Genomic DNA, 23701 nt, shown 5'->3' with positions numbered 1-23701 from the left:
GATGTCCTCAGGTTCGCGAAGGCGGAACGGCGTCGCATTCGCTCCGATACCGGGCGCCCGCCCTAAGCGCATGATGTCGTCAACCCGGCCTCAGGCCGGGGTTCTCACGCCCGGTTGCCAGAAAGCGGGCGGCAGGGACGAATCAGTTGATCTCGCAGAACCCGGCCCCGGAGCCGACGATGCGTCCGCTACCGCACCAGACCTGCGTCGTACGGACGTCCCTGACGGGAGCGGGGGCGGTCACGAGGGGGGTGACGACGGACGGGATCGGGCGCGGCATCGCCAGGCTCGCGGCGGGCTCCTGCCGCACCGGTCCGGCCGGAGTTGAACCGATACTGCCCGTGGCGGCGGGGACGAACGCCACACCCGGACTGCGGCGCCCGCGCGCCTCGGCATCCGAGGCACCGCCGATGAGACCGGCGCCGAGCAGGACCACAGCGAGGGCGACCGAATCTGCACGCACGCGACACCTCCCGGAACAAGTCGGACGGACCCTACGCCCCGATCCGTTAAGGCGGCCTCGCCGCAACCCGGCGGATGCGATGGATCGTGCCCGCCCGGCTTGCCATCGACGCCGGCGCACGCCACCTGTGAGGGCGTGATTCCGGTGGCCTTCCGGCCGCCGCCAACTCTCGCACCGATCACGCCTCGCACCGAGTCCGACCGCACGGTGAGGCGGGGATGCAGCGAGGCGCCCTGCCCGAAGGACGCCGCGATGCCCATCACCCACGCCCTCCTGCGCACCAGCGCCCTCGCGCTGCTCCTGGCCACGCCCCTGGCCGGCGCCCAGGCGCAGCAGCCCGCCGCCCCCGCGCCGGCGGCCCCCGTCGTGGCGCCCGAGACGGTTGTGGCGAAGGTGAACGGCGCCCCGATCACCCAGGGCGATCTGGCCATCGCGTCGGACGATCCGGCCCTGTCCCTGCCGGGCGTGGACGACGCGCAGAAGAAGAATCTGCTCGTCGATTACATGGTCGACCTGAAGGTCGGCGCGCAGGCCGCCGACGCGGCCAAGGTGGCCGAGTCCCCGGACTTCCAGCGCAAGCTCGCCTATTTCCGCGATAAGCTCCTCCTCGACGAGTACCTGGAGCGCGAGGCCAAGAAGGCGGTGACGCCGGAGGCGGCCAAGGCTCTCTACGAGCAGACCGTGAAGGCGATGAAGCCGGACGAGGAGGTCCATGCGCGCCACATCCTCGTCGACAACGAGGACGACGCGAAGAAGATCGCCGTGCGCATCAAGGGGGGCGAGGACTTCGCGAAGGTCGCGGCCGAGGCCTCGAAGGACCCGGGCTCGAAGGCCGAGGGCGGCGATCTCGGCTGGTTCACGAAGGAGCGCATGGTGGCGCCCTTCGCCGAGGCGGCCTTCAAGCTCAACGCCGGGCAGGTCTCGGACCCGATCAAGACCCAGTTCGGCTGGCACGTCATCAAGGTCGAGGAGAAGCGCGTGAAGCCGGTGCCGACCTTCGCTGAGATGAAGGAGCAGGTCGAGCAGTACATCACCCGCAAGACCCAGCAGGATCTCATCCTCAAGTTGCGCGAGGCCGCGAAGGTCGAGCGCACGGGCGCCGCCCCAGCCGAGGGGAAGGGCGAGCCCAAGAAGCCCTGAGTCCAGTGACCCGGAAACCGGCGTGCCCCGCATTCGGCGGGGCGCGCGTATCGATGGTTGCGCGGTTTATGGTTGCGCTTGGCTCCCGGATCGGCTGTGACTGCGCCCGTCGAATCGAGGGGGCAGCATGTCGGGTGGTCACGGGGGCGGCGGAAGCTCCAACAAGCGCGTGGCGCTGCTGATCTCGGTGTTGGCGCTGTTCCTTGCGCTGGCCGAGACCCTGGCCAAGGGCGCGCAGACGGAGGCGCTCAGCGCCAACGTCGAATCGTCCAATCAATGGGCCTACTTCCAGGCCCGCACCATCCGGGGCACCATCCTCAAGACCGCCGACGAGACCCTGGCCCTGCTGCCGCCGGACGCCGCGAATTCGGAGGCGATCAAGGCCAAGCGCGCCGAGTGGGCCAAGACCATGGCCCGCTGGGACAGCGAGCCCGCCACTGGCGAGGGCCGCAAGGAACTCAGCGAGAAGGCCCGGCACGCCCAGGAGGTGCGCGACAAGGCGCTCCACCGTTATCACCATTACGAGTTCGGCTCCGCCGCCTTCCAGATCGGCATCGTGCTCGCGTCGGCCGAGGTGATCACCGGCATCGCGGCCCTGGTCTTCGGCGGCGCCCTCATCGGCCTCGCCGGATTGGCGATGCTCGGCTTCGGTCTCTACGCGCCCCACGTGCTGCCGTTCTTCCACTGATACTCGACAAGCGGTCGGTTTGCCTGTCAAATTCTTCCTGCGACCGGTGATTGAAGCCGGCGCCGGGGTGGATACGCCATGGCGAACGATGCGGACGGGGAAAGCCGGCTCACGCGGGCCTCAGGCTTTCTGTTCATGCACACGGAGCACGCGGTCTACGCCGTGCTCGGGGTGCTTCTGGCGGCCACCGCGATCCTGGCGCTCGTCGATGCCACCGGGCTCCTCGTGGGGGCGATCCGCGAACTCGGCGGATCGGGCAAGCTCCTGGAGATCGTCGACCGGCTCCTGTTCCTGCTGATGCTGGTGGAGATCCTGCACACGGTGCGGGTCTCCATGCGCTCGGGCAAGCTCACCTGCGAGCCGTTCCTCATCGTCGGCCTCATCGCGTCGATCCGGCGGGTCTTGGTGATCACCCTGCAATCGTCCGAGGTCACGCATGGCCCGCTCACGCCGGAGCGCGAGGCGCTGTTTCGCATCTCGATGATCGAGCTCGGCGTGCTCGCCGGGCTCATCCTCGTCATGGTGCTGTCGATCTTTTTGCTGCACCGCGCCCGCGACGATCAGCAGGTGGCGGGACAGGAGTAGGCGCTCAGCGCCGCTGCTTGGATTCGGCCGCCCGGCGCAGGGCTTCCGCCATGGCGCCGCCGGGCTCCGCTCCGGCCTTCGGCGGCGGGGCGGCCTGCATCCGTGCGGGGGCCGGGCGCTCCTCGCGCCGGCCGGGGCGGGACGTGTCCGCATCGTCCGACCGCATGGAGAGGGCGATGCGCTTGCGGTTCGGATCGACCTCGACGACGCGCACCTGCACCACGTCGCCGGGTTTGACCACGTCGCGCGGGTCCTTCACGAACCGGTCGGCCAGCATCGAGATGTGCACCAGGCCGTCCTGGTGCACGCCGACATCCACGAACGCGCCGAAGGCGGCGACGTTCGTCACCACGCCTTCGAGGCGCATGCCGGGCTTGAGGTCCGAGATCTTTTCGATACCGTCCTGGAAGGTCGCTGTCCTGAAGGCCGGGCGCGGATCGCGGCCGGGCTTTTCCAGCTCGGAGAGAATGTCGGTGACCGTGGGCAGGCCGAAGGTCGCGTCGGTGAACTTTTTCGGGTCGAGCCCGCGAAGCGTACCCGCATTGCCGATGACCGCCTGGATCGGCTGACCGGCGGCGGCGAGAATCCGGCGCACCACCGGGTAGGCCTCCGGGTGGACGCCCGAGGCGTCGAGGGGATCGGTGCCGTCGCGGATGCGCAGGAAGCCGGCGGCGAGTTCGTAGGCCTTCGGCCCGAGGCCCGCGACCTTCTTGAGGCTGGCGCGGCTGCGGAACGGCCCGTTGGCATCGCGGTGGACGACGATGTTGGAGGCGACCCGCTCGGTGAGACCGGACACCCGGGCGAGCAGGGGCGCGGAAGCGGTGTTCACGTCCACACCCACGCCGTTCACGCAATCCTCCACCACGGCATCGAGGGAGCGGGACAGCTTCCCCTCCGCCAGATCGTGCTGGTACTGCCCGACGCCGATGGCTTTCGGCTCGATCTTCACGAGTTCGGCGAGCGGGTCCTGCAGGCGCCGGGCGATGGAGACGGCGCCGCGGATCGTGACGTCGAGGTCGGGCAGCTCGGCGCTGGCATAGGCCGAGGCCGAGTAGACCGAGGCGCCGGCCTCCGAGACCATCACCTTGGTGAGCTTCAGTTCGGGCTGCTTGGCGATGAGGTCCGCCGCGAGCTTGTCGGTCTCGCGCGACGCCGTGCCGTTGCCGATGGCGACGAGTTCGACGCCGTGCGCGCGGCAGAGCTTGGCGAGCGTCACGAGGGCGCCGTTCCAGTCGCGGCGCGGCTCATGCGGGTAGATCGTATCGGTGGCCACCACCTTGCCGGTGGCATCGACCACCGCGACCTTCACGCCGGTGCGGAAGCCCGGATCGAGGCCGAGGGTCGGGCGGGCGCCCGCGGGCGCCGCCAGCAGCAGGTCGCGCAGGTTTCCGGCGAACACACCGACGGCGCCGGTCTCGGCCACGGCCCACAAGCGCGCGCGCAGGTCCGTGTCGATGCTGGGCTTGAGCTTCGTCCGCCACGTCCGGCGCACGGTGTCCATGAGGAACGCGTCGCCCGGTCGGCCGGCGTCGCGTACGCCGAACGTCTTGGCGATGCGCAGTTCCTGGGCGGAGGGCTGTCCCTTGGCCGGTTCGTCGCCGACGGCGTCGGTCAGGTCGAGGTCGAGCACCTCTTCCTTCTCGCCCCGGAACAGCGCGAGGATGCGGTGCGAGGGCAGGCGGGTCAGGGGCTCGGCGAACGCGAAATAGTCGGCGAACTTCTCGCCCGCCGCCGCCTTGCCCTTCTTCACCGTCGCGACCATCCGGCCACGCTGCCAGCCTGTTTCCCGCAAGGACCCCACCAGTTCCGCGTCCTCGCTGAAGCGCTCCATGAGGATCGACCGCGCGCCCTCCAGGGCGGCGTCGGTGTCGGCGACGCCCTTGCCCGCATCGACATAGCCCTTGGCCGCCGCCTCCGGTGCCTGGTCGGGCCCGGCCAGAAGAGCATCGGCCAGGGGCCCGAGGCCGGCCTCGCGGGCGATCTGCGCCTTGGTGCGGCGCTTCACCCGGAACGGCAGATAGAGGTCCTCCAGCCGCGCCTTGGTGTCGGCGGCGAGGATGCGGGCGCGTAAGGGGGCGTCGAGCTTGCCCTGGGCCTCGATGCTCTCCAGCACCGCCGCGCGCCGCGCTTCGAGGTCGCGCAGGTAGGCGAGGCGCTCCTCCAGGGTGCGCAACTGCGTGTCGTCGAGGGTGCCGGTGACTTCCTTGCGGTAGCGCGCGACGAACGGGACCGTGGCGCCCCCGTCGAGGAGATCGACGGCGGCCTTCACCTGCCACTCGGCCACGCCGAGTTCGGCGGCGAGGATTGCGTTGATGGCGGCCATGCAGCGTCTCCCGGTGGGGCCGGGGTGTCTACAGGTCCGCGCGCCGGACGGTCAAACGGGCATCGCCGTCGCTGGACAACGCCGCGATCCGGGCAGACACTTTCGTCCAAGAACAGACGTCAACAGACGTCTCGCGCCCAAGAACAGACGTCTCGGGGAGGTGGTGATGAAGCTCGGATTTGGGCCGGCCGTGCTGTGGCTCATGCTCCTCGGACCGGCGTCGGCGGAGCCGCCGACCTTCCAGGTCGATCCGGCCTGGCCGAAGGCCCTGCCGAACAACTGGATCATGGGCCAAGCCTCCGGCGTCGCCGTGGATGCCGAGGATCGGATCTGGGTGGTGCAGCGGCCCCGCTCCCTCACGGACGACGAGAAGGCGGCGAGCCTCGACCCGCCGCGCACGAAGTGCTGCGTGCCGGCCCCGCCGGTATTGGTGTTCGATCAGGCCGGTATACTGATCCGGTCCTGGGGCGGCCCGGGGCAGGGCTACGACTGGCCGCAGAACGAGCACGGCATCCACATCGACCACAAGGGCTTCGTGTGGCTCGCGGGCAACGGCGATCAGGATGGGCTGATCCTGAAGTTCACGCCGGAGGGCAAGTTCGTCCTGCAGATCGGCAAACAGGGTCCGCAGACCAACAGCCTCGACACCACCCGGCTCGGCCGCCCGGCCGCCATGCAGGTGGACCCCGAGACCAACGAACTCTACGTGGCCGACGGCTACTTCAACCACCGGGTCATCGTGTTCGATGCCGAGACCGGCGCGTTCAAGCGGATGTGGGGCGCCTACGGCAAGCCGCCCACCGACGAGGCCCTGCCACCCTACGATCCGGCCGCCGCGCCGGCCCAGCAATTCCGCAACCCCGTCCACTGCGTCCAGATCGCCCGCGACGGCCTCGTCTACATCTGCGACCGCGCCAACGACCGGGTCCAAGTGTTCCACAAGGACGGCCGCTTCGTGAAGGAGTTCTTCGTCGAGAAGAACACCCGCGCCAACGGCTCGGTCTGGGAGCTCGCCCTGTGGCCCGATGCCGAGCAGACCTACCTCCTCAACGCCGACGGAGCCAACAACGAGGTCCGGACCCTGAAACGCGACACCGGCGCGGTGGTGGGCGCGTTCGGCCGCAACGGCCGCATGGCCGGCGACTTCCACTGGGTCCACAACCTCGCCATCGATTCCAAGGGCAACGTGTTCACCACGGAGGTGGACACCGGCAAGCGCGCCCAGAAGTTCGTGTTCCGGGGCGACATGATCCTGCGCAAGCGCGCCCCGGCCCCGTGACTCGAACCTGGGCGTTCAGGCCGCCGCGTCCCAGGTTTCCGTGACGGCCCTGCCCGATACGAGCAGGCGCGCGCGGAGCACCACGTCGCCGGGCGGGCGGCTGGCGGGCGGGCGCCACTCGACATAGAGCCGCCAGCCCCCGGTCTGGGGCACGAACTCGACCACCGGGTCCACCAGGGTGCCGGCACTGGCCGAGACGTCGGCGGCGAGGGCGACCGCCGGATCGCGGGGCAGGCCCGGCCCTTCGAAATCTACCACGTAGAGGCGCCGGCCCGGGCTCGGCGGCGTGGTCGGACGCAGGCGTTCGGCCGAGCCGACGCGGGTCGACACCACGCGGGCGAGGGTTCCCGGCACGACGCGCGCCGGCTCCGCGCCCACCGTCGCCAGGGTGTAGCGCAGGGCAAGGGGGCGTCCCGCCGCGACGGGGGCGGCCGGCACGAACGCCGCCACGATGTTGTCCATGTACTCCTCGCGCGATGGGATCTCGAAGAGCTGCACCGCACCGGCGCCGAACCCCGCCTCCGGGGTCACCCACAGGCCCGGCCGGTATTCGTGACGGGCCTGGACGTCGAGATAGGCGGCAAAATTCCGCTCGCGCTGAAGCAGACCGAACCCGTCGAGGGGATCGACGGCGAAGGCGGAGACCTGCGGATCGCGCCGCCCGTTCACCAGGGGCCGCCACAGCCGGTCGCCCCGGGTGACGACGGCGAGGCCGTCGGAATCATGGACCTGGGGGCGGAAATCGTCGAAGGGCTCGGCGCCCGGCGCACCCGGCCCGTTCTGCCCGTGGAGGAACATGCTGGTGAGCGGCGCCAGCCCGAGGCGGTCGATGGCGGTTCGCGGGTGGAGCGAGGCTTCGACCCGCAGGGTCGAGGGATCGCCCGGTGCGACGACGAAGCGGTAGGCGCCCGTCAGGCTCGGGGATTCGAGGAGCGCCAGTACTTCGAGGGTGCGGGCGTCGTCCTTCGGTTCGCAGATCCAGAACGCGGTGAAGTCCGGAAATTCCTCGGCGCCCGGGCCGCCCGTGCGGATGGCCGCACCCCGCGCCGACAGGCCGTATTCCTGGCCCTTGCCGCGCAGGCGGAAATACGAAGCTCCGAGGAAGACGAGGAATTCCTCCTGGATCGCCGGTCGGGCCTCGTCGAAGGCGTAGTGGAGGCGAAAACCGGCGAAGCCGAGGTCGGCCGGGAAGGTCTGGCCCTGCAACGCGGGGCCGAGGTCGAACAGCTCCGGGCCGTACGCGATGGGCTTCGGCGGCCCCTCGGCCGGCTGGAGGTAGAGATCCACGCGCTTGGCCTGCAGGAAGCCGCGGTGGAACAGCTGCGCCGAGAAGTGGGTGCCCAGGCGCGGGCTCGCCGCGGGGCGGAACGTGATCCCCCGGTAGCCATCGTAGGTCAGGGTCTTGAGGGTGGGTGGCAGGTCGTCGGCGTGCGGCCGGTACGGGCTGGCGGCGAGCGCCTTCGCCCGCTCGGAAAGCTCCGCGAAGGTCATGGCCGTGGTCCGGTCGGAAAGCGGAGCGGCCATCGTTCGGGCACCATTCAGATCGGTGATACTAGGCAGGAGCATGCCCGTGGCCGCGCCGAGCGTCTGCAGGGCTTGCCGCCGCGAGACGGGGCCGGTCGGCCCGTTCCCGTCCCCACCGTTGCCATCGCCCATCGTGTGCCTGTCCCCGTGATCGGGCATCGCTTGGCTCCCCTCGTACGAGAGTCCCGCGCCCCATGTCCCAGCGGTTGTCGCACGACGCTCAGGTTGCCGAAATCCCAGGCGGTGAAATCCCCGGCGGACCGGCTTCGGAGCACTCCCTCCTCGCACGCCGGCTGATGCTGGCCGGGCCCACCCTGGCGACGGCCGCCCTCATCGCGACCCTGGCGGGGATCGCCTACGGCCCGCCCACCGGCTGGCTCGCCGGCTCCGTCCTCGTCCTGTTCTGCCTGGTGATGGCCTGGCAGTCGTTCGTGGCCTGGCAATACGTCTACGGCCTCGTCGCGGACGCCCTCGGCGACCGGGCGAAGTCGGACCTCGAGATCCGCTCCCTGACCGTGCCGGCGATCGCTTCGGGCCGGAGCCGGACGGCCGCCGTGGTGGCCATCCACGCGGAGGACGCCGTCGCCGTGTTCGCGGCCCTCCGGGTCATGGCCCGCTCGCTCCAGCGCGAGGGCGGCGACGGGTCCGACATCGACCTGTTCGTCCTGTCCGACACCCGCGACGGCGCCATCGCGGCGGTGGAGGAGCACGAATTTTCCCGCATCACCGCCTGGGCGGCCCAGAACGGTCCCGGCCTGCCGCACCTGCGCTACCGCCGCCGCCACGACAATGCCGGGCGGAAAGCCGGCAACATCGCCGAGTTCTGCCGGACCTACGGGGCCGAGTACGACTTCATGATCGTGCTCGACGCCGACAGCCTGATGACCGGCGCGGCCATGCGCCGCCTCGCCCGTCTGATGGAGGAGAGCCCCCGCGTCGGCCTGATCCAGACCGTGAGCTACGCCACCGGCCGCGACACCCTGTTCGCCCGCGTCCAGCAATTCGCCGTGCGCCTCTACGCGCCCCTGTCGATCCGCTGCCTGGAAACGTGGCAGGGGCCCGATGGCAGCTACTGGGGGCACAACGCGATTCTGAGGGTCGAGGCCTTCGCCAACAACGCCGAACTCCCCGTCCTGCCCGGCAAGGCGCCGCTGGGCGGCGAGATCCTGTGCCACGACATCGTCGAGGGCGCGCTCCTGCGTCGGGCCGGCTGGGAGGTGCGCTTGCTGCCCGAGATGGGCGGCACCTGGGAGGAGATGCCGACGAACCTCGTCGATCTGCTCGGCCGCGAGCGCCGCTGGTGCCAGGGCAACATGCAGCACCTGCGCGTCGTGCCCATGCCGGGCCTGCGCCCCGCCAGCCGCTGGCACCTCGCCGTCGGCATCCTCTCCTACATGGCCTGCCCGCTCTGGGTGGCGTTCCTGGCGCTCGGCACCGTCCAGGCCGCGACCACCGGCGATCTCGGTCTCCTCGGCTACGGTCTCACCGGCACGGGGGCGGCCGCCCATGGGCTCGCGGCCCTCGTCGTCCTCGTTCTCGCCCTGCCGAAAGCCCTGAGCCTCGGCCACGTCCTCGTCTCGGCGGAGCGCCGGGCGGCCTTCGGCGGCACCGCGTCGCTCCTGAAGAGCGCGGCGCTGGAACAGGTGATCTGGGTGCTGCTCTGGCCGGTGATGACCCTGTTCGCGGCGGGCGCCGTCGCCACTACCTTCGTCGGGCGCGTGGTGCGCTGGGACGTGCAGGTCCGTGACGATCGCCGGGTGCCGTGGGCGGAGGCCTGCCGGCTGCAGGTCGACACCCTGGTGGCCGGTGGCCTCCTCGCCGGCGTGCTCGCCTATGCCGCCGACCCGTGGCTCGCCCTATGGATGGCGCCCGTGGCCTTCGGCCTCCTGTCGAGCCCGGCCCAGAGCGTGCTGACCAGCCGGGCCGATCTCGGCCGGCGGGCGCAGGACCTGGACCTGTTCCTCACCGTCGACGACACGCGGCGCGCGCCCGATCTCGCCGCCCTGGCCCAATCGCGCGGCGGCACCGAGGTCCGGGCGGAACGGCCGAACCTCGCCGAGGTCGCGGACCTCCGGGCCAGCGAGGCCCCGGTGTCCTGAGCGGGCGTCAGCGCGCCGGCTTGCCGAGGACTTCGATGGGGTCCGTCCGCTGGCTCGGGGCCGGCTCCTTCGTGACGCTGTCGCCGCTCTGCTTGCCGTCGGACTTCAGCCCCGTGCCGCTGGCGAGCTCGAGACAGGTGACCATTTCCACGTAGGACGGAAACCCTCCGGCATCGAACTGCTTCTCGCACTGGCGCTTGGCCGCCGGCGTGAACTCGCCCCAGCGGCGCTTGACCTCGTCACGGGCCGAACGCTCCGAGCGCAGGCAACCGTCCTTGCTGGCGTTGTCGTTGACGTTGGCCGAGGCGGCGGAGCGGCAGGTCTTCTCGATATCGAGGTTCGGCGGACCGTCCGCCGCCGAAACGGGCGCCCCCGCGAGCAGCAGGACCGCGAGGCCGGCAGTGAGGCCGGCAAGCAGGGATCGGGCGTTCGTCATCGCGGGTCTCTCCGGGGGAACTCTCAGCCGACAACGCGAAGCTTCGGCATTGGCCCCGTACGTCCGCGAGGAAAATCACTGCCTGTCCGGGGTGTCGTCCCCCCGCAGGGCCGCGTCGAGATCCCCGAAAAGGTCGTCGACGGCCTCGATACCAACGGATAGGCGCAGGAGATCGGGCGGGCAGGGCGAGCCCGGTCCCTCGACGGAGGCCCGGTGCTCGATGAGGCTCTCGACGCCCCCGAGGGAGGTCGCGCGCTTCCACAGGCGGACCCGGGCGGCGGCGGCGATGGCGGCCTGTTCGCCGGCCGCGATCCGGATCGACAGCATGAAGCCGAAGCCGCCGTCCATCTGGCGCGCGGCGACCGCATGTCCGGGATCGTCGGGCAGGCCCGGATACAGCACGGCGCTCACCGCCGGATGGCTCTCGAGGCGGCGGGCGAGTTCCGCGGCCGAGGCCGATTGGGCGGCGGCCCGGAGGTGCAGGGTGCGTAGGGACCGCATGAGCAGGTAGGCCTCGAACGGCCCGAGGATGGCACCGCCCCCGGCGCGGATCGTCCCGAGCCGCGACCAGAACGCGTCCGCCTCGGCGCCGGCGAGCACGCCCGCGACCACGTCCGAATGCCCGTTGAGGATTTTCGTGGCCGAATGCATCACGATGTCGGCCCCGAGCGCGAGGGGCCGCGTGTGGATCGGCGAGGCGGCGGTGGAATCCACGGCGAGCCGTGCCCCCACGGCATGGGCGAGGCGGGCGGCGGCGGCGATGTCGGTCACCGTCCAGAGCGGATTGCCCGGCGTCTCGATCCAGACGAGCTTCGTCGTGCCCGGCCGCAGGGCGGCCCGCAGGGCATCGAGATCGTCCATGGGGACGAAGTCGATGGCGATGTGCCGGCGCGGCATCTCCTCGCGCAGCCAGCGCTTGAGTGCCCAGTACATCACCAGGGGGGCGACGACGTGGTCGCCGGGCTCCAGGGCGGTGAACACGGCCGTGGCCGCCGCCATGCCGGAGCCGAACAGCATGGCCCCGGCTCGCGCCTCCTCCAGCATGGCGATGACGGCCTCGGCCTCGCGCACGGTGGCGTTGTCGGGCCGCGCGTAGGAGAAGCCCGACGCATAGCCGTTGTCCGGATCGCGCAGGAAGGTGGTCGAGACGTGGAGCGGCGCCACCACGGCCCGGGTCACCGGTTCGATTCGCCCCATGGCCTGGGCCGCGAGGCTGCGGGCCTGGAAGGGGTGGGGCGTGGTTTCGTCCGGCATGGCTCCGGTCCTGTCGTTCGCGGGTCTGGGGGAAGGTGGAGGTCTTCAGGACGCGTTCCTGGCGACGGCGCCGGCCCCGTGGCACGGACCCCATGGCACGGACCCGTCGCTGGGTCCGAGTCCGGGGCCGGCCTCATGAAACCATGGCCCCTCGAACAGCGTTCCGACGCCAGCCTCCGAAGACCGTGTCGCCCCCGGTAGCCGTGTCGGCCGCTCCGAGACTTGTCGCCCAGAGACACTGAAACCAGGACCCCGATACGGATGACCGCTACCCTGCATGTGCCCGGCCAGCCGGCCCTGCCCCGCTATCCCCGTCTGGCGGCGGCGATCCTGCCCGTGGTCCTCACGGGCGTGGTCGGGTCGCTCTCGACGGGCTCCAACATTGAGGGCTGGTACGCGAATCTCGCCAAACCGTCCTTCAACCCGCCGAACTGGGCGTTCCCCGTCGCGTGGACGATCCTCTACGGACTCATCGCCTTCTCGGCGTGGCGGCTCCTGGGCGCCAAGCCGCGCACGGGGCCGACCCGGGAGGGCTGGCGGCTGGCGGTGATCGCCTTCGCGGTCCAGCTTGCGCTCAATGCCGCGTGGACCCCGACCTTCTTCGCCGCTCACGCCATCGGCACGGGCGTGGTGGTTTCGGGGGCGATGTTCGTGATGATCCTCTGGACCATCCGCCTGTCGTGGCGCTTCGACCGTGCCGCCGCCGGAGTGCTCGTGCCCTACGCGGCCTGGGTCGGCTTCGCGACGGTTCTGAACTTCGCGCTCTGGCGGCTGAACTGAGCCCTACTCGGCGGCTTCCACGAACACGGTGCCGGCGCGCGGCAGGTCGAGGGTGTCCCATGTCTCCATGAGCGCCGCCGTCAGCTTGGCGATCCTGGCGTCGTCGTGGAACGGCGAGGGGGTGATGCGCAGGCGCTCGGTGCCGCGCGGCACGGTCGGGTAGTTGATCGGCTGGATGTAGATGGCGTGATGCTCCAGCAGATGGTCGGCCGCCGCCTTGCACAGCTCGGCATCGCCGACCATCACCGGCACGATATGGGTCTGCGTGTGCAGCACCGGCAGGCCGGCGGCCTCGAGGGCGATCTTGGTGCGGTTGGCCTGGCGCTGGTGCGCCTCGCGCTCGACGTTCGAGCGCTTGAGGTAGCGGACCGAGGCGCGAGCTGCGGCAGCGATGGCCGGCGGCAGGGCGGTGGTGAAGATGAAGCCCGGCGCATGGCTGCGCACGGCGTCGCACAGGACGGTGGACCCGGTGATGTAGCCGCCGACGCAGCCATAGCCCTTGGCCAGGGTCCCCTCGATGACGTCGACGCGGTGCATCACCCCGTCGCGCTCGGAGATGCCGCCGCCGCGCGGGCCGTAGAGCCCGACGGCGTGCACCTCGTCGAGGTAGGTCATGGCGCCGTAGCGCTCGGCGAGGTCACAGATGGCTCCGATGTCGGAGACGTCGCCGTCCATGGAATAGACGCTCTCGAAGGCGATCAGCTTCGGGCGGTCGCCCGCCGCGATGAGGAGCTCTTCGAGGTGGGCGAGATCGTTGTGGCGGAAGATGCGCTTCTCGCAGCCCGAATGGCGCACGCCCTCGATCATCGAATTGTGGTTGAACGCATCCGACAGGATCAGGCAGTTCGGCAGCAGCTTGGCGATGGTCGAGATGCCGGCCTGGTTCGAGACGTAGCCCGAGGTGAAGACGAGGCCCGCCTCCTTGCCGTGCAGGTCGGCGAGTTCGCGCTCGAGGTCCACCAGGGGGGAATTGTTGCCGGCGATGTTGCGGGTGCCGCCGGCGCCCACGCCACAGCGCGCCGCCGTCTGGGTCATGGCGCCGACCACGTCGGGGTGCTGGCCCATGCCGAGGTAGTCGTTCGAACACCACACGGTGATCTCGGAGGTGCCGCCGTCGGGCTTGCGCCAATGCGCCGTGGGGAAGCGTCCGGCGATGCGCTCGATATCGGCGAAGACGCGATAGCGGCGCTCGGTGTGGAGGTGGTCGAGGGCGGTGCGGAAGTAGGCGTCGTAATCGGCTTGGGTCCGACCCGGACGGGTCTTCTGGATCTTGCGGCTCTCGGTGATCTCGCTCGTCGCGGGCATCCGGTTCACGGGCATCCGTCCTTCACGCTTGGGCTGATTGGCCGGCGGTGGGATCGCGGCCTCTGGCGGGGTCGTTTCCGCGCGGACCCTCTTGCCAGACGGGGTCTTCGCGATTGGTTTTAGCAAAGTGTCGTCGCCGCCTGTTCGGGAGACAGCGAACGCTCCGCGTCGTGGCTGGCTTTCCCAGCGCGGACGGCACGATACAGGCGAACTTGGAATTGGTTCAAGTCGACAACCGCAGCCCTGGTCTGCAGCTTGACGGTGCCGCCAGGTGAGGCTGCCTGATAGGCGCCGTCGTCGTGGCGATGCGTCGCGTGGGAGCCGCTCCGTCCGGGTTTCGCGGCAGGACGCCGATGCGACGATCGAAAAATCGGCTTCCCATCGAAGCCGCGAGCGGATTGAAGCGTTGGCGTGCCACCCCGAGGCCGCTTGGAGAACCATGACCGATCAGACGGACAGGCGGGCCGAGCGCCTCAAGGCGGCCCTGCGGGAGAATCTCCGACGCCGCAAGGCGCAGGTGCGCGGTCGCTCCGAGGCGCCGGACGGCAGGGTTCGGGACGGGACCGGACCCACGCCCCCGGATCCTCCCGATCCGTCCGATGCGAATTCGCCGGACGCCAGTCCGCCGGATGGCGATCCGCCGCAACCCTCCGAGGGCGATCCGGCCTGAGCTGGGCCGCAATCCCTTTTCCGACAAAACTCGCGTATACGCCGGCTCGAACGACATGGAAGGCGGGCCGCGGGCTCTCCGCGAGACCGGTCCGAACGTCCCCCGGGGGCGGGACCAGAGCGTAAGGTTGGACAGCAATGGACCGCATCACCATCATCGGCGGCAGGCCGCTCAACGGCGTGATCCCGATCTCGGGTGCCAAGAACGCCGCGCTGCCCCTGATGATCGCCAGCCTGATGACCGGCGAGACCCTGGAGCTCGGCAACGTGCCGCGGCTCGCCGACATCAACGCGCTCCTGCGCATCCTCGGCAACCACGGCGTCGACCACATGGTGGTGGGCAAGCGTCCCGGCCAGACCACCGAGACCGGCCAGACCATCCGGCTCACCGCCTCGAACGTCATCGACACCACGGCGCCCTACGAACTCGTCTCGACCATGCGGGCGAGCTTCTGGGTGATCGCGCCCCTGCTGGCGCGCTTCGGCGAGGCCCGCGTCTCCATGCCGGGCGGCTGCGCCATCGGCACGCGCCCCGTCGACCTGCTGCTGATGGCGCTCGAGCGCCTCGGCGCCACCGTCGAGGTCGACGGCGGCTACGTGGTGGCGAAGGCCAAGAACGGTCTTCGCGGGGGTGAGATCCACTTCCCCAAGGTCACGGTCGGCGGCACCCACGTGGCGCTGATGGCGGCGGCGCTCGCCAACGGCTCGACCCTCATCGAGAACGCCGCACGCGAGCCCGAGGTCGTCGATCTCGCGGCTTGCCTCACCAAGATGGGGGCCCGGATCGAGGGCGCCGGTACGCCGCGCATCACCATCGAGGGTGTCTCGCGCCTGCACGGCGCCCGCCACGACGTGCTGCCCGACCGGATCGAGACCGGGACCTACGCCATGGCGGTGGCGATGACCGGCGGCGACGTCACCCTGGAGAACACCCGGGCCGACCTGCTGCACTCGGCCCTCGACGTGCTGTCGACCACGGGCGCCGAGATCACGGTAGGCACCGACACCATCCGCATCCGCCGCAACGGCGGCGGCATCGCGGCCGTCGATGTCACCACCGATCCGTTCCCGGGCTTTCCCACGGACCTGCAGGCGCAGTTCATGGCCCTGATGACCCTGGCCAAGGGCCAGTCCAACATCCGCGAGACCATCTTCGAGAACCGCTTCATGCACGTGCAGGAGCTTGCACGCCTCGGCGCCAGGATCCGCCTCGAAGGCGATCTCGCCATCGTGGAGGGCGTCGAGCGTCTCAAGGGAGCGCCCGTCATGGCGACGGATCTGCGCGCCTCGGTGTCGCTGGTCATCGCCGGGCTCGCGGCCGAGGGTGAGACCAGCATCAACCGGGTCTACCATCTCGATCGCGGCTTCGAGGCCCTGGAGGCCAAGCTCGCGCGCTGCGGCGCCGAGATCACCCGCGTCCGCTCGTAGGTGAGGCGCGCCGGCCCCGACGGGCCGGCGCGGAATGATCAGCCGCCGACGGCGCCGCGCTTGAAACCGAAGCCGGGAATCTCGCAGCCGCAGGGGGCGTTGTAGGGCGCGGGCCGCGTGCCGCAATTGCCGCGCGCGGTGACGCAGATGCTGCCGCCGCGTCCGCCGCGGGGACGTCCGTCGAAGCGATCGTCGTAGCGGTCACGGCGGCGCTCGTAGCGGTCCTCGTCGTAGCGGCGCTCGAAACGCCGGGGACGGTCGTCCTCGTAGCCGCCGTAATACTGAGCCTTGGCCTCGAACGCGCCGAGGCCGGTACCGAGGGTCGCGGCCGTCGCGATCGCCAGGAGAATGCGCTTCACCGAACTGTCCTTTCCGTCATCCCCGTCGCCCGAGCCGACGTGTTCGCCGATGGGTCGCGGGGGCCGAGCTTGGAGGGTCTCGGGGACGAGCCTTAGACCGATGCGGATGAACGACGGCTGAGACCTCTCGTTCCACGCCGTCCCGCGCCACGCCGTCCCGCGCCACGCCGTCCCGCGCCCCGTCGTACGAACGCCCGCGCGCCCATGGTTGCCGTGGGCCGACGGCCTCGCTACCTACGGGACGCAAGAGTTGCCATGTTCCGGGATCGGCCCGGTTCAACCCGAAGAGCGCGACACCCCGCCATGGAGCTTCTGAAGCTCGCCGCCCTCGATGCCGACGACCTCGCGGTGATCTCGGCTCACCTGCAGGACGCCATCCTGCGGGCCGAGGATTTGGCCTATCTCACCGATACCCATCGTTTCGTGCTGGTGGCCCGGCGGTTCGACTGGTCGACGGAGGAGGGGACGGCGCCGCGTCGACGCCTGACGGGCGTGCATTTCGAGCGGGTGCTCGGCGTGCGCAGCCGCGGCATCGTACCGGGCGCGTCGTCCGACACCCCCCTCGAACTCCTGGCCGTCACCTTCACGCCGGGCGAGGCTCCGTCCGGCACCGCCACCCTGATCTTCGCCGGCAATGCCGCGATCCAGCTCGACCTCGAATGCATCGAGGTGCGCATGAAGGATCTCGGACCCGTCTGGGAGGTCGATGGCCGACCCGATCACGAGGCCGTCGCCGCCGCCCGCGCCGCCGTCGAGGGACGCAACGCATGATCCGCCTCCATTCCGGCGCCGCCGATTTCGCGGACAGCTTCGCCCGCCTGCTCACGGTGAAGCGCGAGATCTCGGAGGATGTCGACGAGACCGTTCGGGGCATCATCGCGGGCGTGGTCGCGGGCGGCGACGCGGCCCTCGTCGACTACACCCGCCGCTTCGACCGCGTCGGCGAGGCGTTCACCACCGCGACCCTGCGGGTGACGGCCGATGAGATCCGGGCCGCCATCGCCGCCTGTCCGGCCGACGCCCTGGAAGCCCTGCGCTTCGCCGCCACCCGCATCGAAGCCTTCCATGCAGGCCAGGTGCCGGGCGACCACATGGGCACGGACGCCCTCGGGGTCACCAGCGGCTGGCGCTGGACCGGCCTCGAATCCGTCGGCCTCTACGTACCCGGCGGGACGGCGAGCTATCCCTCCTCGGTGCTGATGAACGCGATTCCGGCCCGCGTCGCCGGGGTGCCGCGCGTCGTCATGGTGGTGCCGATGCCGGAGGGGGCGATGAACCCCCTCGTGCTCGCCGCCGCCGATCTCGCCGGCGTCCACGAGGTCTACCGCGTCGGCGGTGCCCAGGCCGTGGCGGCCCTGGCCTACGGAACCGAGACCATCGCGCCCGTGGCCAAGATCGTCGGGCCGGGCAATGCCTGGGTCGCGGCGGCCAAGCGCCGGGTGTTCGGGCAGGTCGGCATCGACATGATCGCCGGCCCGTCCGAGGTGCTGATCCTCGCCGATTCCCACGCCAATCCGGACTGGGTCGCGGCCGACCTTCTCGCTCAGGCCGAGCACGACGAGGCCGCCCAATCGATCCTCATCACCGATTCGGCCGAGCTTGCCGACGCCGTCGAGCAGGCCGTCGAGCGCGCCCTGGTCACCCTGCCGCGTGAGAAGATCGCCCGGGCGAGCTGGCGTGATTACGGCGCCATCGTCGTGGTGCGGAACTTCGACGAGGCGGTGCCCCTGGTCGACCGCCTCGCGCCCGAGCACCTCGAGATCGAGACGGACGATGCCGAGGCCTTGGCCGCGAAGGTGCGCAACGCCGGGGCGATCTTCCTCGGCTCGCACACGCCGGAGGCCATCGGCGACTATGTCGGCGGCCCCAATCACGTCCTGCCGACGGCGCGCTCGGCGCGGTTTTCGTCCGGGCTCGGCGTCCTCGACTTCATGAAGCGCACGACGATCCTGCGCTGCGACCCCGAGAGCCTGCGGGCGCTCGGACCCTCGGCCATCGCCCTCGGACGGTCGGAGGGTCTCGAAGGCCACGCCCGCTCGGTGGCCATCCGCCTGAACCTGTGAGGCGATGATGCCCGGCGCGGCCAAATCCACGGAGCCGAAATCTCCCAACCGCCTCGTGGCGGTGACCCTCGACGAGGAGTCCATCGGCCGGGGCAACCCCGACCAGGAGCACGAGCGCGCCATCGCGATCTTCGACATCCTTGAAGAGAACAGCTTCGCGATTCCGGGGCGCGAGGGGCCGTTTGCCCTCACCCTGGGGCTGGTCGAGAGCAAGCTCGCCTTCGCGATCCGCCACGAATCCGGCGAGCCGGTGATGACGCACCTCCTGTCGCTGACCCCGTTCCGGCGGGTGATCCGCGATTACGAGATGATCTGCGAGAGCTACTACAACGCCATCAAGACGGCCTCGCCGACCCAGATCGAGGCCATCGACATGGGGCGGCGCGGCCTGCACAACGAAGCCTCGGACCTGTTGAAGCAGCGCCTTGAAGGCAAGGTCGACCTCGACCACCAGACCGCGCGGCGCCTGTTCACCCTGGTCTTTGCCTTGCATTGGAAGGCCTGAGCGGCGCTCTCCCGAACGTGACGTCCATCGCGCGGCAGCCGCACCCCGAAGGCTTCGTGCGTCCACCAAGACCTCGTCCACCAAGATATCGTTCACTAAGACCTGGAGCCGTCGACTCCAGCGCCCGGAGACAGTGACCGGATGGCGGACGAGGCCGGCCCGAAGAAGCGTGTCCAATCCGCCCTGTTCATGTGCAACTTCAACGCCGTGCGCTCGCTGGCGGCGGAGGCCATCGCGCGCCACTACTTCGGCAAGTCGATCTACGTGCAGTCGGCCGGGGTCCGCTCGGGCGAGCCCGCCGATCCGTTCATGGTGGCCGCGCTGGACGAGATCGGCATCGATGCGACGCGCCACAAGCCGCGGACGCTCGCCGAACTCGAGGAGTGGGAGGGGCTGAACTTCGACCTCATCGTTACCCTGGCGCCCGAGGCCCACCACGCCGCCCTGGAGCTCACCCGCACCAACGCCGTGGAGGTGGAGTACTGGCCGACGCCCGACCCGACGAACTTTCACGAAGGCTCCCGCGACCAGCGCCTCGACGGCTATCGCGACGTGCGCGACGGCCTGATCTACCGCATCAAGTCGCGGCTGAAGGGATGAGTCGTCGGATCGAGGTCACGGGTCCGTAGCTCTTCTCCAGGATGCGGGCGACGGCGTCGCGCAGCGGCTCCACCGCCACCGCCATGTGGAAGCCGTTGGCGTGGATGAGGCGGGTGGCATCGAGCATCAGCCCGACATGGCCGCGCCAGAACACGAGGTCGCCGCGCGCGAGCCCGTCGAGGCCGGGGGGGAGGGCTGCACCGAGACCGCCCTCCTGCTGGTCGGCGTCGCGGGGCGCCGCGATCCCGGCGAGGTCGAGGCAGAGCTGGACGAGGCCCGAGCAATCGAGGCCGAGGCTGGTGCGGCCACCCCAGAGGTAGGGGGTTCCGACGAGGCGCTCGGCAGTGGCGGCGAAATCCGTGTCCGTCCGGTCGAGGGCGGCGCAATGGCCGGCGAAGACATGGTCGCCCGTGGCGAGGCGGAGATACCCGCCCGCTTCGCCCACCACCGACAGGCGGGCGCCGAGGGTGAGGTATCCGGTGGCGGGGAGCTTCAGGTCGGGGCCGGGATACAGGAAGGTCCGCAGGGCCGTGACCCGGTGCGTCGGCGCGGGATCGACCGGCCCGAGGGCGGCCTCCGCCAGGTAGCCGACATAGCCGTCGTGTCCGAGTCGGACCCAGGCGAAGCCTTCCTCGGCCTCGTAGAGGGTCACCGCGTCGCCCATCACCGCCTCGGTGTCGACGGCGGCATCGAACCGGGGCGCACGCCGCAGGGGGGCCGACGGCACCACCACCCGGCGGGCCTCGCCCACGACGTATTGGGCCGCCGCGATCCGGCCGCGCAGGCGAATGTCGGCCAGATCGGGTCGGGCCGGGATGAGGCGCGGGTCGGAGAGATCGTCAAGGTCGTCGAGCATGACCACTTATCCGTCGCGCCGTTGGTGGCCGCAACGGTGCGGCACTTCGACACGTCTCGGAAGGCGGTTTGCGACCGGCGCATCCTTTGCGTGGAAACCGAAGCGCCCGGCTCCGTGAACTCAATTCCCCAGCGATGTCCGCGACGCAACCGCCGAACGCGATTTTGTGCACTGCACATAGCCTGTCCGCGGCGTATGGTGATGGAATGCCGAGCGCGAGTCCTGCCGTGAAGAAGACCCCGAAATCCTTCAAGGACCTGCCGCCGATCCGCGTGCGCCGGGAGCCGCCGACGATTCCAGAGGCGGTGGCCGCCGCGCAGGATCTCGCCGACGAGGTCGAGCATCAGGTCGAGATCGCCGCCGGCCTGATCGGCCTGCCTGCCGACGAGATCCGCCCGCATGTCCTGGCCGCCGCGAAGGCCAAGCCCGAACGGATGCCCGAACGCATCCTGACGGCCGGCAGCCCGAACCGTGCGCCGCGTACGGTGATCGTCGAGCGCCGCACCCGTCCGCCCGTCATCGTCGAGCGGCGCGGGCGTCCGCCCTTGAGCCGGTAGGTTCGGACCGCCCCGGTCGCCCGGGGCGATCGGTCCTCGACCACCAGTCGAGCGTCTCGACTACCAGTCGAGCGTCTTGCCAGTGTAGTCGACGTAGACGCAGCCGGCCTGGCCGAGACGGCCCTCGATGACGTCGGACATGCCGGTGACGCTGGTGGCGACGTCGATGTCCGCGTCCGCCCCGCCCATCTCGGTGCGGACCCAGCCCGGATGCATCAGCATCACGCCGAAGCCGGCGTCGCGGTGGCGGATCTCGAAGCTGCGGGCCAGCGTGTTCAGCGCCGCCTTGCTCGCCCGGTAATTCTCCCAGCCGCCCGATTCGTTGAGGCCGACGCTGCCGAGGACCGAACTCATGAAGGCGACGAGGCCCTTCGGCGCGAGCCGGTCGAGGAAGGCTTCGGCGAAGCGGATTGGGCTCACCGCATTGGTGAGGTAGACCTGGGCCGCCACGTCGCGCGGAACGGCGTGGAGCGGTTCATGCGCCTGCGTCGCGACGCCGGCGACCACGAAGATCAGGTCGTAGCGTTCGCGCGACAGGGTTTCGCGGAGGGACGCGACGGCGCCATCGTCGTCGATATCGGCGGTCTCGATGCGCAATGCGTCGGACGACAGGGCTGCGAGCCCCGGCGCGGTCGAACGCTGGGTGGCGGTGACCCGCCAGCCGCGCTGCAGGAACGTCTCGACGAGGCCGAGACCGAGGCCGCGCGAGGCCCCGACGATGAGTGCGTTCTTCTGGTCTGCCATGGTGTTCGATCCTCACGGTCCGGGATCGTGGCCAGGGCAGAGCCTGGTCGCGCGTGGACCCGATGCGTCTGAGGTCGGTCGCGGATCATCCCGCGGCAATGCGCCGGAACGCCCTGGAGGTGCGCGGGCGCACGCGGGATTCGGCCATCAATCGGCGGTCTGTACCGACCATGTGGCGTGGGTGACGAGGGGCATGCGTTCGAGGGCCGTCGTCACGGCGTCGAGTTCGGCCGCCGCCACCGCCGTGGCGACGAGGGTCGCCACTACCTCGACGGTGTCCTCGCCGCGCTCCACCACTTCGATCCCGCCGACGGGGTAGTTCGCCGCCTCGAGGCGTTCGACGAGAAGGTCTCGCGCGGGGCCGACGGACTCCGCCTGCACGGTCACTTGGACTTCGTAGGTCGCCTCCGTCTGGCTCTCGTCGATGGGCGTCCGGTTGATCGCGTTGACCAGGGGGCGCAGCAAGGTGTTGCCGGCGAGCACGGCCGCCGTGACGAAGGCGGCTTCCAGGGGGAAGTCCGCGCCCGCGAAGGCGCCGACGGCGGCCGAGCACCACAGGGTTGCTGCCGTGTTGAGGCCACGCACGTTCATGCCCTCCTTCATGATCACGCCGGCGCCGAGGAAGCCGACACCGGAGATCACGTAGGCCACCGTGCGGGTGCCGCCGGCCGCCCCCTCCAGGCGCATGCCGAGATCGACGAAGGCGGCCGCCCCCACGGCCACGAGGACGTTGGTGCGCAGGCCCGCCGTGCGCTGCCGATACTGCCGCTCGGCTCCGATGAGGGTGCCGAGTGCGAAGGCGACGATGAGGCTGACGGCGGAATTGACGAATTCGGGGAGCGGCGAGGACAGGAGCATGCCGTGTCATCGCGATCCCGCGTGACGGAACCGTGACGGATCCGCCTATGCCGCCAGGAAGGCGCGCAGTGCGTCGCGTGTGCCCTCGGGGTTCTCCTCCGCGGGGAAGTGCCCTGAGATGAGATCGACGGCCGTCGCGTTCGGCGCGAAGGTGCGCTGCCAAGCGGTGAGGGGCGCCTCGGCGCTGCGGTCGAGATACCCGTCGCCGGTCAGGATCAGGGTCGGGCAGGGGATCGTGCGCTGGGCGGCGAGATCGGCGAGATCCGCCTCGCGGTCGCGGGTCGCCCCGGCCCGGTAATCCTCGCACATCGCATGGATGCGCTCGGGCACGGCCCAGCCCTGCCGGTAGAGGGCGAGGGCGGCGGGCGCGAAGGCATCGAGCGACTTGGCATTGCTCCAGTCGCGCAGCAGGCCCTCGAAATAGCCGTCGGGATCGCGTCCGATCTCGTTCTCCGGCTCGGGCGCCGGACGGGCGAGATCCTTCCAATGCGCGGACCCGCTCGACGCTTCGATACGCTCCCACTGCACCAGGGTCGGCAGGATATCGAGCAGCGCGAGGCGCGCGACCCGGCCGGGCTCGTCCAGGGCCAAACGGTAGCCGATGCGCGCGCCGCGATCGTGACCGACGAGCGCGAAATGCACGTGCCCGAGATGCTCCATCACGGCCACGACGTCCCGGGCGAGGGTACGCTTGGCATAGGTTTCATGCCGGGCATCGCCCTCGGGGGCGGCCGACCAGCCGTACCCCCTCAGGTCGAGGCAGATCACCCGGTGGGTCTCGGCCAGCGCCGGTGCGATCCGGTGCCAGCAGGCATGGGTCTGGGGAAAGCCGTGCAGCAGCAGGACGGGCGGTGCGTCCTCCGGACCGCCGATCCGGGCAAAGAAGCGCCCGGCGGGGATGTCGATCCAGGGGGCGGAGAAACCGGGGAAGAGGTCCGTGGTCACGGGGCGCGGGCTCCGACGATGGAGAGCCGGATGTAGGGCCGCCCCCGGCGGCCGACCACGCGCCGTCGGGCAATTTGCCCGACATCGACCGTGCGGCCATCGGGCCGCGCCCGCGGGATTGACGCTGGGGCCCCGCACCGGCACACCCGGACGACGTGGGTCGCTTAAGAACCCGCACCAAAAATCGTCGAGGAGACGCGCATGGTACGGCTGACCGTCCTTGCCCCGAAGGCTGTTTTCG

At 70.5% G+C, this 23701-nt stretch carries 24 protein-coding genes; 13 read left to right on the top strand and 11 right to left on the bottom strand.

Annotation, left to right across the window (positions count from 1 at the left end; genetic code table 11):
- Positions 1-142 precede the first annotated feature (142 nt).
- Positions 143-463: a hypothetical protein gene (locus ASF25_RS17855; protein ID WP_056172645.1), complete on the bottom strand. Its 321-nt coding sequence runs from the start codon at positions 461-463 to the stop codon at positions 143-145.
- A gap of 252 nt (positions 464-715) precedes the next feature.
- On the opposite strand from ASF25_RS17855, the gene ASF25_RS17850 reads away from it, so the two are divergent.
- The 3 genes from ASF25_RS17850 (at position 716) to ASF25_RS17840 (ending at position 2876) form a co-directional block, all read left to right on the top strand.
- Complete coding sequence (locus ASF25_RS17850; protein WP_056266798.1) at positions 716-1603, top strand: peptidylprolyl isomerase; 888 nt, start codon at positions 716-718, stop codon at positions 1601-1603.
- Positions 1604-1730: 127 nt separating this feature from the next.
- The gene (locus ASF25_RS17845) at positions 1731-2291 is read left to right on the top strand and encodes a DUF4337 domain-containing protein (protein ID WP_056172651.1); all 561 of its coding nucleotides are present in this window, start codon (positions 1731-1733) and stop codon (positions 2289-2291) included.
- Positions 2292-2369: 78 nt separating this feature from the next.
- Positions 2370-2876 carry a phosphate-starvation-inducible PsiE family protein gene (locus ASF25_RS17840; protein WP_056172654.1) on the top strand — a complete coding sequence of 169 codons (507 nt, stop codon included), beginning with the start codon at positions 2370-2372 and terminating at the stop codon, positions 2874-2876.
- Between the two features lie 4 nt (positions 2877-2880).
- On the opposite strand, the gene ASF25_RS17835 is transcribed toward ASF25_RS17840, so the two are convergent.
- Entirely contained in the window at positions 2881-5199 is a 2319-nt protein-coding gene (locus ASF25_RS17835) for a Tex family protein (RefSeq protein WP_056306265.1), read from the bottom strand.
- Between the two features lie 166 nt (positions 5200-5365).
- Between ASF25_RS17835 and ASF25_RS17830 the strand changes: the two genes are divergently transcribed.
- Positions 5366-6478 (top strand): hypothetical protein, encoded by a 1113-nt coding sequence (locus tag ASF25_RS17830; protein ID WP_056306262.1) that lies wholly within the window; start codon positions 5366-5368, stop codon positions 6476-6478.
- Positions 6479-6493: 15 nt separating this feature from the next.
- Here ASF25_RS17830 and ASF25_RS17825 read toward each other — a convergent pair whose 3' ends face one another.
- Complete coding sequence (locus ASF25_RS17825; RefSeq protein WP_056306389.1) at positions 6494-7969, bottom strand: glucan biosynthesis protein; 1476 nt, start codon at positions 7967-7969, stop codon at positions 6494-6496.
- Positions 7970-8196: 227 nt separating this feature from the next.
- Here ASF25_RS17825 and mdoH point away from each other — a divergent pair, with 227 nt between their 5' ends.
- Complete coding sequence (gene mdoH / locus ASF25_RS17820) at positions 8197-10101, top strand: glucans biosynthesis glucosyltransferase MdoH (protein WP_082502896.1); 1905 nt, start codon at positions 8197-8199, stop codon at positions 10099-10101.
- Positions 10102-10108: 7 nt separating this feature from the next.
- Here the strand turns inward: mdoH and ASF25_RS17815 are convergent, their stop codons facing one another.
- Entirely contained in the window at positions 10109-10537 is a 429-nt protein-coding gene (locus ASF25_RS17815) for a hypothetical protein (RefSeq protein WP_056306261.1), read from the bottom strand.
- Positions 10538-10612: 75 nt separating this feature from the next.
- Positions 10613-11791 (bottom strand): aminotransferase class V-fold PLP-dependent enzyme, encoded by a 1179-nt coding sequence (locus ASF25_RS17810; protein ID WP_056306259.1) that lies wholly within the window; start codon positions 11789-11791, stop codon positions 10613-10615.
- Between the two features lie 261 nt (positions 11792-12052).
- On the opposite strand from ASF25_RS17810, the gene ASF25_RS17805 reads away from it, so the two are divergent.
- Positions 12053-12571: a TspO/MBR family protein gene (locus ASF25_RS17805; RefSeq protein ID WP_056306257.1), complete on the top strand. Its 519-nt coding sequence runs from the start codon at positions 12053-12055 to the stop codon at positions 12569-12571.
- 3 nt (positions 12572-12574) lie between these two features.
- Here ASF25_RS17805 and hemA read toward each other — a convergent pair whose 3' ends face one another.
- Positions 12575-13891 carry a 5-aminolevulinate synthase gene (hemA, locus tag ASF25_RS17800; RefSeq protein WP_056172672.1) on the bottom strand — a complete coding sequence of 439 codons (1317 nt, stop codon included), beginning with the start codon at positions 13889-13891 and terminating at the stop codon, positions 12575-12577.
- A gap of 424 nt (positions 13892-14315) precedes the next feature.
- Between hemA and ASF25_RS17795 the strand changes: the two genes are divergently transcribed.
- Together ASF25_RS17795 and murA are read left to right on the top strand one after the other, a co-directional pair.
- A complete protein-coding gene (locus tag ASF25_RS17795; RefSeq protein WP_056172673.1) occupies positions 14316-14546 on the top strand; it encodes a hypothetical protein in 231 nt (76 codons plus the stop codon).
- Between the two features lie 137 nt (positions 14547-14683).
- Entirely contained in the window at positions 14684-15973 is a 1290-nt protein-coding gene (gene murA / locus ASF25_RS17790; RefSeq protein WP_056172677.1) for a UDP-N-acetylglucosamine 1-carboxyvinyltransferase, read from the top strand.
- Between the two features lie 38 nt (positions 15974-16011).
- Here the strand turns inward: murA and ASF25_RS17785 are convergent, their stop codons facing one another.
- Complete coding sequence (locus ASF25_RS17785; protein ID WP_056173007.1) at positions 16012-16323, bottom strand: hypothetical protein; 312 nt, start codon at positions 16321-16323, stop codon at positions 16012-16014.
- A gap of 312 nt (positions 16324-16635) precedes the next feature.
- On the opposite strand from ASF25_RS17785, the gene ASF25_RS17780 reads away from it, so the two are divergent.
- The 4 genes from ASF25_RS17780 to ASF25_RS17765 all read left to right on the top strand — a co-directional run bounded on the left by ASF25_RS17780 (position 16636) and on the right by ASF25_RS17765 (position 19500).
- Positions 16636-17103, top strand: coding sequence for a DUF2948 family protein (locus ASF25_RS17780; RefSeq protein WP_056172680.1), 468 nt, complete (start codon positions 16636-16638; stop codon positions 17101-17103).
- Positions 17100-18395 carry a histidinol dehydrogenase gene (hisD, locus tag ASF25_RS17775; RefSeq protein ID WP_056172684.1) on the top strand — a complete coding sequence of 432 codons (1296 nt, stop codon included), beginning with the start codon at positions 17100-17102 and terminating at the stop codon, positions 18393-18395. Before ASF25_RS17780 ends, hisD begins: the two co-directional genes overlap by 4 nt.
- Before the next feature lie 4 nt (positions 18396-18399).
- Positions 18400-18900 carry a UPF0262 family protein gene (locus ASF25_RS17770; RefSeq protein WP_244473085.1) on the top strand — a complete coding sequence of 167 codons (501 nt, stop codon included), beginning with the start codon at positions 18400-18402 and terminating at the stop codon, positions 18898-18900.
- Positions 18901-19041: 141 nt separating this feature from the next.
- Positions 19042-19500 (top strand): low molecular weight phosphatase family protein, encoded by a 459-nt coding sequence (locus tag ASF25_RS17765; protein WP_056172687.1) that lies wholly within the window; start codon positions 19042-19044, stop codon positions 19498-19500.
- On the opposite strand, the gene ASF25_RS17760 is transcribed toward ASF25_RS17765, so the two are convergent.
- Positions 19478-20356 (bottom strand): NlpC/P60 family protein, encoded by an 879-nt coding sequence (locus tag ASF25_RS17760; RefSeq protein WP_056306255.1) that lies wholly within the window; start codon positions 20354-20356, stop codon positions 19478-19480. The two genes, ASF25_RS17765 and ASF25_RS17760, sit on opposite strands and share 23 nt — an antisense overlap.
- A 227-nt stretch (positions 20357-20583) precedes the next feature.
- On the opposite strand from ASF25_RS17760, the gene ASF25_RS17755 reads away from it, so the two are divergent.
- A complete protein-coding gene (locus ASF25_RS17755; protein WP_244473084.1) occupies positions 20584-20913 on the top strand; it encodes a hypothetical protein in 330 nt (109 codons plus the stop codon).
- A gap of 60 nt (positions 20914-20973) precedes the next feature.
- Here the strand turns inward: ASF25_RS17755 and ASF25_RS17750 are convergent, their stop codons facing one another.
- The 3 genes from ASF25_RS17750 to ASF25_RS17740 all read right to left on the bottom strand — a co-directional run bounded on the left by ASF25_RS17750 (position 20974) and on the right by ASF25_RS17740 (position 23460).
- Positions 20974-21657 carry an SDR family oxidoreductase gene (locus ASF25_RS17750; protein ID WP_056306253.1) on the bottom strand — a complete coding sequence of 228 codons (684 nt, stop codon included), beginning with the start codon at positions 21655-21657 and terminating at the stop codon, positions 20974-20976.
- Positions 21658-21804: 147 nt separating this feature from the next.
- A complete protein-coding gene (locus tag ASF25_RS17745; protein WP_056306251.1) occupies positions 21805-22515 on the bottom strand; it encodes an MgtC/SapB family protein in 711 nt (236 codons plus the stop codon).
- 45 nt (positions 22516-22560) lie between these two features.
- Complete coding sequence (locus ASF25_RS17740; protein ID WP_056306250.1) at positions 22561-23460, bottom strand: alpha/beta hydrolase; 900 nt, start codon at positions 23458-23460, stop codon at positions 22561-22563.
- Between the last annotated feature and the right edge of the window lie 241 nt (positions 23461-23701).

The organism is Methylobacterium sp. Leaf100, assembly GCF_001422845.1.
Lineage (GTDB): Bacteria > Pseudomonadota > Alphaproteobacteria > Rhizobiales > Beijerinckiaceae > Methylobacterium.
The sequence above is the reverse complement of the archived record's forward strand: the minus strand, read 5'-3'. Positions and strand labels throughout refer to the sequence as shown.

Excerpts from the sequence above, each read along its gene's own strand:
- ASF25_RS17850 (WP_056266798.1), top strand. The coding sequence starts at position 716 with ATGCCCATCACCCACGCCCTCCTGCGCACCAGCGCCCTCGCGCTGCTC.
- ASF25_RS17845 (WP_056172651.1), top strand. The coding sequence starts at position 1,731 with ATGTCGGGTGGTCACGGGGGCGGCGGAAGCTCCAACAAGCGCGTGGCG.
- ASF25_RS17840 (WP_056172654.1), top strand. The coding sequence starts at position 2,370 with ATGGCGAACGATGCGGACGGGGAAAGCCGGCTCACGCGGGCCTCAGGC.
- ASF25_RS17835 (WP_056306265.1), bottom strand. The coding sequence starts at position 5,199 with ATGGCCGCCATCAACGCAATCCTCGCCGCCGAACTCGGCGTGGCCGAG.
- ASF25_RS17830 (WP_056306262.1), top strand. The coding sequence starts at position 5,366 with ATGAAGCTCGGATTTGGGCCGGCCGTGCTGTGGCTCATGCTCCTCGGA.
- ASF25_RS17825 (WP_056306389.1), bottom strand. The coding sequence starts at position 7,969 with ATGACCTTCGCGGAGCTTTCCGAGCGGGCGAAGGCGCTCGCCGCCAGC.
- mdoH (WP_082502896.1), top strand. The coding sequence starts at position 8,197 with ATGTCCCAGCGGTTGTCGCACGACGCTCAGGTTGCCGAAATCCCAGGC.
- ASF25_RS17815 (WP_056306261.1), bottom strand. The coding sequence starts at position 10,537 with ATGACGAACGCCCGATCCCTGCTTGCCGGCCTCACTGCCGGCCTCGCG.
- ASF25_RS17810 (WP_056306259.1), bottom strand. The coding sequence starts at position 11,791 with ATGCCGGACGAAACCACGCCCCACCCCTTCCAGGCCCGCAGCCTCGCG.
- ASF25_RS17805 (WP_056306257.1), top strand. The coding sequence starts at position 12,053 with ATGACCGCTACCCTGCATGTGCCCGGCCAGCCGGCCCTGCCCCGCTAT.
- hemA (WP_056172672.1), bottom strand. The coding sequence starts at position 13,891 with ATGCCCGTGAACCGGATGCCCGCGACGAGCGAGATCACCGAGAGCCGC.
- ASF25_RS17795 (WP_056172673.1), top strand. The coding sequence starts at position 14,316 with ATGACCGATCAGACGGACAGGCGGGCCGAGCGCCTCAAGGCGGCCCTG.
- murA (WP_056172677.1), top strand. The coding sequence starts at position 14,684 with ATGGACCGCATCACCATCATCGGCGGCAGGCCGCTCAACGGCGTGATC.
- ASF25_RS17780 (WP_056172680.1), top strand. The coding sequence starts at position 16,636 with ATGGAGCTTCTGAAGCTCGCCGCCCTCGATGCCGACGACCTCGCGGTG.
- hisD (WP_056172684.1), top strand. The coding sequence starts at position 17,100 with ATGATCCGCCTCCATTCCGGCGCCGCCGATTTCGCGGACAGCTTCGCC.
- ASF25_RS17770 (WP_244473085.1), top strand. The coding sequence starts at position 18,400 with ATGATGCCCGGCGCGGCCAAATCCACGGAGCCGAAATCTCCCAACCGC.
- ASF25_RS17765 (WP_056172687.1), top strand. The coding sequence starts at position 19,042 with ATGGCGGACGAGGCCGGCCCGAAGAAGCGTGTCCAATCCGCCCTGTTC.
- ASF25_RS17760 (WP_056306255.1), bottom strand. The coding sequence starts at position 20,356 with ATGCTCGACGACCTTGACGATCTCTCCGACCCGCGCCTCATCCCGGCC.
- ASF25_RS17750 (WP_056306253.1), bottom strand. The coding sequence starts at position 21,657 with ATGGCAGACCAGAAGAACGCACTCATCGTCGGGGCCTCGCGCGGCCTC.
- ASF25_RS17745 (WP_056306251.1), bottom strand. The coding sequence starts at position 22,515 with ATGCTCCTGTCCTCGCCGCTCCCCGAATTCGTCAATTCCGCCGTCAGC.